The following is a 9,700-nucleotide window of genomic DNA, read 5'->3' on the forward strand; positions in this document are numbered from 1 at the left end:
GCAGCGGGGTCCGTAGGCGCTTGCGGCCGGTGACGGAAGTCTTACGGCTGCCCCGGGCTCGGCGTCCGGGGTGTCAGTCGTCGCCCTCCAGGTCGCCCTCCGTCTCCAGGAACACCTGGCGCAGCGCCTCGATCACCGCCGGGTCGGGCTTGGCCCACATGCCGCGGGACTCCGCCTCGAGCAGGCGTTCGGCGATGCCGTGCAGCGCCCAGGGGTTGGCCTGCTGGAGGAACTCCCGGTTCTCGGGGTCCAGGACGTAGGTCTGGGTGAGCTTGTCGTACATCCAGTCGGCGATGACGCCGGTGGTGGCGTCATAACCGAACAAGTAGTCGACAGTGGCGGCGAGTTCGAAGGCGCCCTTGTAGCCGTGGCGGCGCATCGCCTCGATCCACTTGGGGTTGACGACCCGGGCGCGGAAGACGCGGGACGTCTCCTCGACCAGCGTCCGCGTACGGACCGTCTCGGGGCGGGTCGAGTCGCCGATGTACGCCTCGGGGGCGGTGCCGCGCAGGGCGCGGACGGTGGCGACCATGCCGCCGTGGTACTGGAAGTAGTCGTCGGAGTCGGCGATGTCGTGCTCGCGCGTGTCGGTGTTCTTCGCCGCGACCGCGATCCGCTTGTACGCCGTCTCCATCTCGTCGCGCGCCGGGCGGCCTTCGAGTCCGCGGCCGTAGGCGTAGCCGCCCCACACCGTGTAGACCTCGGCCAGGTCGGCGTCGGTACGCCAGTCGCGGGAGTCGATCAGCTGCAGCAGGCCGGCGCCGTAGGTTCCCGGGCGGGAGCCGAAGATACGGGTGGTGGCGCGGCGTTCGTCGCCGTGTTCGGCCAGGTCGGCCTGGGCGTGGGCCCGTACGTGGTTGACGTCGGCGGGCTCGTCGAGCGAGGCGGCGAGCCGTACCGCGTCGTCGAGCAGGCCGATGACGTGCGGGAACGCGTCCCGGAAGAAGCCGGAGATGCGGAGCGTGACATCGATGCGCGGGCGGCCCAGCTCGGCGGCCGGGACGGCTTCCAGGCCGGTGACGCGGCGCGAGGCCTCGTCCCAGACCGGGCGGATGCCGAGCAGGGCGAGGGCCTCGGCCACATCGTCGCCCGCGGTGCGCATCGCGCTCGTACCCCACAGGGAGAGACCGACGGAGGTCGGCCAGTCGCCGTTGTCGGTGCGGTAGCGCTCCAGCAGCGAATCGGCGAGGGCCTGGCCGGTCTCCCAGGCGAGGCGCGAGGGGACGGCCTTGGGGTCGACGGAGTAGAAGTTGCGGCCCGTCGGGAGGACGTTGACCAGTCCGCGCAGAGGCGAGCCGGAGGGGCCCGCCGGGACGAAGCCGCCGTTCAACGCGTGGACGGCGTTGTCGAGTTCGTCGGTCGTGGCGGACAGGCGCGGGACGACCTGCCGGGCGGCGAAGTCGAGGATGTCGGCGACCGGCTGCCCGTGAGCCGCGGCCACGGAGGCGACGGCGGCCGGGTTCCAGTCGGCGTCCTCCATCGCCTCGACCAGCGCGCGGGCCGCGGCCTCCGCCTCGTCGGCGGTCGTACGGGTCGCGGCGGACTCGTCGAGGCCGAGGGCTTCGCGCAGTCCGGGCAGGGCCTGGGTGCCGCCCCAGATCTGGCGGGCACGCAGGATCGCCAGGACGAGATTGACGCGCTCCGGGCCGGTCGGCGCGCCACCGAGGACGTGCAGACCGTCACGGATCTGGGCGTCCTTGACCTCGCACAGCCAGCCGTCGACGTGGAGCAGGAAGTCGTCGAAGCCGTCGTCGTCCGGCCTGTCGTCGAGCCCCAGGTCGTGGTCGAGCCTCGCGGCCTGGATCAGCGTCCAGATCTGGGCACGGATGGCCGGGAGCTTCGCCGGGTCCATGGAGGAGATCTGCGCGTACTCGTCGAGCAGCTGCTCCAGGCGCGCGATGTCGCCGTACGAGTCGGCGCGGGCCATCGGCGGGACGAGATGGTCGATGAGCGTGGCGTGCACGCGGCGCTTGGCCTGGGTGCCCTCGCCCGGGTCGTTGACCAGGAACGGGTAGACGAGCGGCAGGTCGCCGAGCGCCGCGTCGGGCGCGCAGGCGGCGGACAGGCCCGCGTTCTTGCCGGGCAGCCACTCCAGGTTGCCGTGCTTGCCGAGGTGGATCATCGCGTCGGCACCGAAGCCGCCGTCGTCCTTCGCGGCCGCGATCCAGCGGTAGGCGGCGAGGTAGTGGTGCGAGGGCGGCAGATCGGGGTCGTGGTAGATCGCGATCGGGTTCTCGCCGAAGCCGCGCGGCGGCTGGATGAGGATGAGCAGATTGCCGCGCCGCAGGGCGGCCAGCACGATGTCGCCCTCGGGGTTGCGGGAGCGGTCCAGGAACATCTCGCCGGGCGCGGGGCCCCAGTGCTGCTCCACGTGCTCGCGCAGCTCCTGCGGGAGGGTGGCGTACCAGCGCTTGTAGTCGGCGGCCGGGATACGGACCGGGTTGCGGGCGAGCTGCTCCTCGGTGAGCCAGTCCTGGTCGTGGCCGCCCGCCTCGATGAGCGCGCGGATCAGCTCGTCGCCGTCGCCCGATGCGAGGCCGGGGATGTCCTCGGCACCGAAGTCGTAGCCCTCGTCGCGGAGCCGGCGCAGAAGAACGACGGCGGAGGCGGGGGTGTCGAGGCCGACGGCGTTGCCGATGCGCGAGTGCTTCGTCGGGTACGCGGACAGGACCAGGGCGAGGCGCTTCTCCGCGTTGGGGATGTGGCGCAGCCGGGCGTGGCGTACGGCGATTCCGGCGACGCGGGCCGCGCGCTCGGCATCGGCGACGTAGGCCGGGAGGCCGTCCTCGTCGATCTCCTTGAAGGAGAACGGGACGGTGATGAGGCGGCCGTCGAACTCGGGGACCGCGACCTGGCTGGCGGCGTCCAGCGGGGACAGGCCCTCGTCGTTCTCCTCCCACGTGCTGCGCGGCCCGGTCAGGCACAGCGCCTGCAGGACGGGCACGTCGAGCGCGGCGAGCGCGCCCGCGTCCCAGGACTCGTCGTCGCCGCCGGCCTGCGCCTCGGCGGGCCTGGTGCCGCCCGCGGCGAGAACGGTGGTGACGACGGCGTCGGCATCGCGGAGCTGGTCGAGCAGCTCGGGCTCGGGGGCGCGGAGGGATGCCACGTAGAGCGGCCTGGCCTGGCCCCCGGCGTCCTCGATGGCGTCGCAGAGGGCGCCGACGAAGGCGGTGTTGCCGCTCATGTGGTGGGCGCGGTAGTAGAGCACGGCCACGGTGGGGCCGGTGGTGCTGCGCGGGGTGCGGTCGAGGGGGCCCCAGGTGGGCGCCGGGGCCGGGGGCTCGAAGCCATGGCCCGTGAGCAGGACCGTGTCGGACAGGAAGCGGGCGAGCTGCTCCAGGTTGGCCGGGCCGCCGTGCGCGAGGTAGGCGTGCGCCTCGGCCGCGATGCCGATGGGGACGGTGGAGGCCTCCATCAGCTGGGCGTCGGGGGCCTGTTCGCCTGTGAGGACAACCACGGGCCGCTCCTGCGCGAGCAGCAGGTCGAGGCCCTCCTGCCAGGCGCGGATGCCGCCGAGGAGGCGTACGACGACGAGGTCCGTGCCGTCGAGGAGCGCGGGCACGTCGTCGAGCGCGAGGCGGGACGGATTCGCGAACCGGTACGCCACCGGGCCGTCCCCGGTGTTCGCCGCGCGGGCGCTGAGCAGGTCGGTGTCGGAGGTCGACAGCAGCAGGATCGTCGCGTGCGTCATCGCGTGCGCAGGCCTTCCTCGGGGTGTCCGCGCCCCGGGTGGTCGTAGGACGGCGGGAGTTCCTGACTCACCGGACCTCGTGGACGAGGCCCGGTTCACAGTGGCGGGACCGCGCCGGATTCTCACCGGGCTTCCTCCCTAGGGTCCTGGGACCCTGTGCCGTCTGCATAGTAGAGGCTGCCCCCGGCCGCGGGGGCGGTCACCTCGAAGGACGCCCGAAGAACATGGGTAGGGACGTGGGTATGCTCGCCGCCATGCCGCCCACACCGCCAACACCCCCGGACCGGGGCGAACCCCGCATACGGGACCGGGGTGATGCCTGCCCGGGTGCGCTGCGGCTGCACCCGGCGGACGACGGGCGACTCGCCCGACTCCGCCTGCCCGCAGGTCTTTTGACACTTCGTCAGCTGACTGTTCTGGCCGACGCGGCGGAGACGCTGGGCGACGGTGCTCTGACCGTCACCTCCCGGGGAAATGCGGAGCTGCGCGGACTCGGCGAGGGGTGCGGAGCCGAACTCGCGGCGCTGCTCCGGGAGGCAGCACTGCTCCCCTCCGACACCCACGAGCGGGTACGGAACGTGGTGGCCTCGCCGCTGGCCGGACTCGACGGACTCGGCTGCGCCGACGTGCAGTTGTGGGCGCGCGAGCTGGACGCGCTGCTGTGCGCGAGCGCCTGGGCTGCCGGGCTGTCCGGACGTTTCCTGTTCGCCCTGGACGACGGGCGCGGGGATGTGGCGGGGCTCGGCGCGGATGTGACCTTGCTCGCAGAGCCGGGGAGTGCGGCGGTCGTACGGGTCGGCCGGCACGCCTTCCGCGTCCCGGCCGCCGACGCCCCGCGGGCCGCCCTCGCGGCCGCCGAGGCATTCCTCGCGGCGGCGGAGGCCTCGGGCACGGGGGCGTGGCGGGTGCGAGAGCTGCCCGCTGGGCAGGACATTGCCGTGGGGACGTATCTGGAGGCGGCGGGCATCGCCTGTGAAGCCGGTCCGGCGTTCGAGGACGGACACGCGGATTCGCCCCGCGGTACCGGCACACCCCAAGCCCGTCCGGCGATGGAGGTCGGACACACCGGGCGACCGGACGGCACCGATGCAAGCCCGCCCGCAGGGCGCACCCTGCCAGGGGTCCTGGAGGGGCCTCGCGCCTGGGCCCTGTCCGTCTTCGCGCCGCTCGGGCGGCTCACCGTCGCGCAGGTGCGCGCGCTGCTCCCCGCGCCCGGCGGCCACGTACGCCTCACCCCCTGGCGCGGGGTCGTCGTGCCCGGTTTCGGGAACCGGGACGCGGCCGAGGAGCGGCTCGCCGCGCTCGGGCAGGCGGGGTTCATCACCGGCACCGACTCCCCCTGGTACGGCGTCGGCGCCTGCACCGGCCGGCCCGGGTGCGCCAAGTCCCTGTCCGACGTACGGGCGGACGCGACACCCGGCCGGGGCGGGCTGCCCGTGTACTGGTCGGGCTGCGAGCGGCGCTGCGGGCATCCCCACGGGGAGTACGTGGACGTCGTGGCCACGGCGGCCGGCACGTACCGGGTGACCGTGCACGGCGCCGACGTACCGACAGACCAGGGCCTGGCCGACGCGGTTGCGGCGGCCCGTACAACGACCGTCACGAGATGAGCGAGAGCACAGTGTTCGACTACGAGAAGGACGGCGCGGAGATCTACCGCCAGTCCTTTGCCACCATCCGCGCCGAGGCCGATCTCGCCGCGCTCCCCGCCGACGTCAGCCAGGTCGCGGTGCGGATGATCCACGCCTGCGGCATGGTCGACCTGGTCCGCGATCTCGTCCACTCCCCCGATGTGGTGGCCCGCGCACGCGAGGCCCTGCGAGCCGGCGCGCCCATCCTCTGCGACGCCCGGATGGTCGCCAGCGGCGTCACCCGCAAGCGGCTGCCCGCCGACAACGAGGTCATCTGCACGCTCTCCGACCCGTCCGTGCCCGCGCTCGCCGCCGAGCTCGGCACGACCCGCAGCGCCGCCGCCCTCGAACTGTGGCGCGACCGCCTCGAAGGCTCGGTCGTCGCCGTCGGCAACGCGCCCACCGCCCTCTTCCGGCTCCTGGAGATGATCGAGGAGGGTGCTCCGCGCCCGGCCGCGGTCATCGGTGTCCCGGTCGGCTTCATCGGCGCGGCCGAGTCCAAGGACGCGCTCGCCGGACACGGCAGCGGCATCGAGCACCTGGTGGTACGAGGGCGGCGGGGCGGCAGCGCCATGGCCGCGGCAGCGATCAACGCGATAGCGAGTGAGGCAGAGTGAGCACGCAGCAGGTCGGCCGACTGTACGGAGTGGGACTCGGTCCCGGCGACCCGTCCCTGATGACCCTGCGGGCGGTCGAGGCCGTCGCGGAGGCGGACGTCGTCGCGTACCACTGCGCCCGGCACGGCCGTTCCATCGCCCGCTCGATCGTGGCGAGGCATCTGCGCCCCGACCACATCGAGGAGCGGCTGATGTACCCCATCACGGTCGAGACCACCGACCACCCCGGCGGCTACCGCGGTGCGCTCAACGACTTCTACGAGGAGGCGGCGGAGCGGCTCGCGGCGCACCTCGACGCGGGGCGGACCGTCGCCGTGCTCGCGGAGGGCGACCCGCTCTTCTACGGCTCGTACCAGCACATGCACAAGCGGCTGGCCCACCGCTATCCGACCGAGGTGATCCCCGGGGTCACCTCGGTGAGCGCTGCCGCCGCGCGCCTCGGTGAGCCGCTGTGCGAGGCCGAGGAGGTGCTGACGATCATCCCCGGCACGCTGCCGGAGGAGGAGCTGACGGCCCGTCTCGCCTCGACCGACTCGGCGGTGGTGATGAAGCTGGGGCGGACCTTCCCGGCGGTCCGCCGTGCGCTGGAGCGCGCGGGGCGGCTCGGCGACGCGCGGTACGTCGAGCGCGCCACGATGGACGGCGAGCGCACGGAACGGCTGGCCGACGTGGACCCGGATTCGGTGCCGTACTTCTCGGTGGCGGTGCTGCCGAGCCGTATCGACGAGGTGCCTCCGGCAGCGCGCCCCGAGGGTGAGGTCGTCGTCGTGGGCACCGGCCCGGCGGGGCCGCTGTGGCTGACCCCCGAGACCCGGGGGGCCCTCGCCTCCGCCGACGACCTGGTCGGCTACACGACGTACCTGGACCGGGTGCCCGTGCGTCCCGGCCAGCGGCGCCACGGCTCCGACAACAAGGTGGAGTCGGAGCGGGCGGAGTTCGCGCTGGACCTCGCCCGGCGCGGGCGGCGGGTGGCCGTGGTGTCGGGCGGCGACCCGGGCGTCTTCGCGATGGCCACGGCGGTGCTGGAGGTGGCGTCCCAGGATGCGTACGCGGACTTGCCCGTACGCGTTCTGCCGGGTGTCACCGCGGCGAACGCGGCGGCAGCTCGCGCGGGTGCTCCGCTGGGCCACGACTACGCGACGATCTCGCTCTCCGACCGGCTCAAGCCGTGGGAGGTCATCGCGGAGCGGCTGCGCGCCGCGGCGGCGGCCGATCTCGTACTGGCCCTCTACAACCCGGGCTCGCGCAGCCGCACCTGGCAGGTCGCCAAGGCCCGCGAGCTGCTCCTGGAACACCGCGCCCCGGACACCCCGGTCGTCGTGGCACGTGACGTGGGCGGCCAGGAGGAGAGCGTACGGATCGTGCGCCTCGCCGAACTGGATCCGTCGGTGGTCGACATGAGGACGCTGCTGCTGGTCGGCTCGTCGCAGACCCGTGCGGTGCGGCGGGGGGCGGGCGAGGAGATCGTCTGGACCCCGCGCACGTATCCGGAGAGCTAGAAACGGCTGTCGCGGGTCACGGCCCCTTGGGCGACGAGCGCCCCACCACCGCACCCGCGCGGTCGATGCACACCACGTCCACCGTGACCGGTGCGCCCCGGAGCACTCCGAGCGCCTGGTCGCGGGCGGTCGCGGCCACGAGGTCGCCCAGGGGCACGCCGCGCGCGGCGCACAACTGCAGCGCGGCGAGGCCCGTGTTGGCGGTCGCGACCTCCTCCGCCAGCGCCTCGTCCGCCCCGCCCGCGCGGGCCAGCTCCGCCAGGAAGCCCTTGTCGACCTGGGAGCGGGCGGAGTGCAGATCCAGATGCCCGGCTGCGAGTTTCGACAGCTTGGCGAAGCCGCCGCAGACGGTGAGCCGCTCCACCGGATGCCGGCGTACGTACTTGAGCACGGCGCCCGCGAAGTCGCCCATGTCGAGCAGGGCGTCCTCGGGAAGGCCGTACAGCGAGACGACGGTCTTCTCGGACGTCGACCCCGTACACCCGGCGACGTGCGTACGGCCCGCCGCCCGCGCCACGTCCACGCCGCGCCGGATCGAGTCGATCCACGCCGAGCACGAGTACGGGACGACGATTCCGGTCGTGCCCAGGATGGACAGCCCGCCCAGGATGCCGAGGCGGGGGTTCCACGTGGAACGGGCGATCTCCTCGCCGTGGTCGACGGAGACGGTCAGCTCGACATCGCCGGTGCCGCCGTGGCGTGCCGCGACCTCCGCTATGTGGTCGCGCATCATCTGGCGCGGTACGGGGTTGATCGCCGGCTCGCCCACGTCCAGGGGCAGTCCCGGGCGGGTGACGGTGCCGACGCCGTTCCCGGCCCGGAACACCACTCCCGAACCGGCGGGCAGGGCCCGTACCGTCGCGCGGATCAGCGCGCCGTGCGTGACGTCCGGGTCGTCGCCGGCGTCCTTGACGACGGCCGCCATCGCGTACCCGTCGGCCAGCTCCTCCGCGGCCAGCGCGAACGCCGGGGTCTGCCCCTTCGGCAGCGTGATCGTCACCGGATCGGGGAAGTCGCCGGTGAGCAGCGCGGTGTACGCGGCGGTCGTCGCGGCGGTCGCGCAGGCGCCGGTGGTCCAGCCGGGGCGCAGGCCGGTGTGCTTGAGTTGGGCGCTGCGTCCGCCCGTGGCCGCAGGCTCACTCATGGAGGTCCCCCGTGCACATCCTCGTCCTCGGCGGTACGACGGAGGCCCGCGCCCTCGCCGAATCGCTGCACGCGGGAGCGTGCGGGCCGGGGGTACGGGTGACGACGTCACTCGCGGGCCGGGTCGCCGCGCCGCGGCTGCCCCGGGGCGAGGTGCGGATCGGCGGCTTCGGCGGGGCGGAGGGCCTCGCCGCCTGGCTGCGCGAGCACCAGGTGGACGTGCTCATCGACGCCACCCATCCTTTCGCCGGGACGATCAGTTTCAACGCCGCGCGTGCCGCGGACCAGGCCCATGTTCCCCTGCTCGCGTTGCGCAGGCCCGGCTGGGCCCCCGTGGAGGGCGACGACTGGCACCTCGTCGACTCACTGACAGCGGCAGCGGACGCCCTGCCGGGCCTGGGCCGCCGCGTCTTCCTGACGACGGGCCGCATGGGCCTGGCGTCCTTTGCCGGGCTGGACGAGCTGTGGTTCCTGGTCCGCTCCGTGGACGCAGCCGAGCCCCCGCACCCCGCGCGGATGGAAGTCCTCCTGGATCGCGGCCCCTTCACCCTCGACGGCGAGCGGGACCTGCTGCGCAGGCACAGCATCGACGTCCTGGTCACGAAGGACAGCGGCGCGGCGGCGACGTCCCCCAAACTCACCGCGGCCCGCGAGGCGGGCATCCCGGTCGTGGTCGTCCGCCGCCCACCGGTCCCGGAGTGCGTGCCGGTGGCGGCGACCCCGGCGGAGGCGCTGGAGTGGGTGGCGGCACGGGCGTGACGGCGCCGTCGGGTGGGCCGGGGTGTCCGTCCTCAAGCGCCGGACGGGCTGAGTGTGCACCCGGTACCGCCGGGTGGGCCGGTGTGTCCGTCCTCAATCGCCGGACGGGCTGTGCGCGCCGATACCGCGGGCGCGACCCGGGTGTCCGTCCTCAAGCGCCGGACGGGCTGAGTGTGCACCCGGTACCGCCGGGCGGGCCCGGGGTGTCCGTCCTCAAACGCCGGACGGGCTGAGTGTGCACCCGGTACCGCCGGGCGGGCCCGGGGTGTCCGTCCTCAAACGCCGGACGGGCTGAGTGTGCACCCGGTGCCGCCGGGTGGGCCGGGGTGTCCGTCCTCAAGCGCCGGACGGGCTGGGTGG

At 73.9% G+C, this 9,700-nt stretch carries 6 protein-coding genes and 1 riboswitch; of the genes, 4 read left to right on the forward strand and 2 right to left on the reverse strand.

Features of this window, described 5'->3' with window-relative positions; genetic code table 11:
- Positions 1-73 precede the first annotated feature (73 nt).
- Complete coding sequence (gene cobN, locus ACWCXB_RS30770) at positions 74-3,691, reverse strand: cobaltochelatase subunit CobN (protein ID WP_450727031.1); 3,618 nt, start codon at positions 3,689-3,691, stop codon at positions 74-76.
- A 34-nt stretch (positions 3,692-3,725) separates the two neighbouring features.
- Positions 3,726-3,870: riboswitch (cobalamin riboswitch) on the reverse strand.
- A 45-nt stretch (positions 3,871-3,915) separates the two neighbouring features.
- On the opposite strand from cobN, the gene ACWCXB_RS30775 reads away from it, so the two are divergent.
- From ACWCXB_RS30775 to cobJ, 3 genes are read left to right on the forward strand one after another with little or no spacing between them, the layout of a single operon-like run.
- On the forward strand, positions 3,916-5,301 hold the full coding sequence (locus ACWCXB_RS30775; protein WP_450727032.1) for a cobalamin biosynthesis protein CobG: 1,386 nt from the start codon (positions 3,916-3,918) through the stop codon (positions 5,299-5,301).
- The gene (locus ACWCXB_RS30780) at positions 5,298-5,939 is read left to right on the forward strand and encodes a precorrin-8X methylmutase (protein WP_450727033.1); all 642 of its coding nucleotides are present in this window, start codon (positions 5,298-5,300) and stop codon (positions 5,937-5,939) included. The genes ACWCXB_RS30775 and ACWCXB_RS30780 overlap by 4 nt, the downstream gene beginning before the upstream one ends.
- Positions 5,940-5,998: 59 nt before the next feature.
- Positions 5,999-7,438 (forward strand): precorrin-3B C(17)-methyltransferase, encoded by a 1,440-nt coding sequence (cobJ, locus tag ACWCXB_RS30785; RefSeq protein WP_450727045.1) that lies wholly within the window; start codon positions 5,999-6,001, stop codon positions 7,436-7,438.
- Between the two features lie 16 nt (positions 7,439-7,454).
- Here cobJ and ACWCXB_RS30790 read toward each other — a convergent pair whose 3' ends face one another.
- Positions 7,455-8,582 (reverse strand): cobalt-precorrin-5B (C(1))-methyltransferase, encoded by a 1,128-nt coding sequence (locus tag ACWCXB_RS30790; RefSeq protein WP_450727034.1) that lies wholly within the window; start codon positions 8,580-8,582, stop codon positions 7,455-7,457.
- An 11-nt stretch (positions 8,583-8,593) separates the two neighbouring features.
- Between ACWCXB_RS30790 and ACWCXB_RS30795 the strand changes: the two genes are divergently transcribed.
- Entirely contained in the window at positions 8,594-9,340 is a 747-nt protein-coding gene (locus tag ACWCXB_RS30795; RefSeq protein WP_450727035.1) for a cobalt-precorrin-6A reductase, read from the forward strand.
- Positions 9,341-9,700 lie beyond the last annotated feature (360 nt).

Source organism: Streptomyces sp. NPDC001514, from assembly GCF_053597075.1.

What these genes read in the sequence shown, in the direction of transcription:
- cobN (WP_450727031.1), bottom strand. Translation starts at nt 3,691, where the DNA reads ATGACGCACGCGACGATCCTGCTGCTGTCGACCTCCGACACCGACCTG.
- ACWCXB_RS30775 (WP_450727032.1), top strand. Translation starts at nt 3,916, where the DNA reads ATGGGTAGGGACGTGGGTATGCTCGCCGCCATGCCGCCCACACCGCCA.
- ACWCXB_RS30780 (WP_450727033.1), top strand. Translation starts at nt 5,298, where the DNA reads ATGAGCGAGAGCACAGTGTTCGACTACGAGAAGGACGGCGCGGAGATC.
- cobJ (WP_450727045.1), top strand. Translation starts at nt 5,999, where the DNA reads ATGACCCTGCGGGCGGTCGAGGCCGTCGCGGAGGCGGACGTCGTCGCG.
- ACWCXB_RS30790 (WP_450727034.1), bottom strand. Translation starts at nt 8,582, where the DNA reads ATGAGTGAGCCTGCGGCCACGGGCGGACGCAGCGCCCAACTCAAGCAC.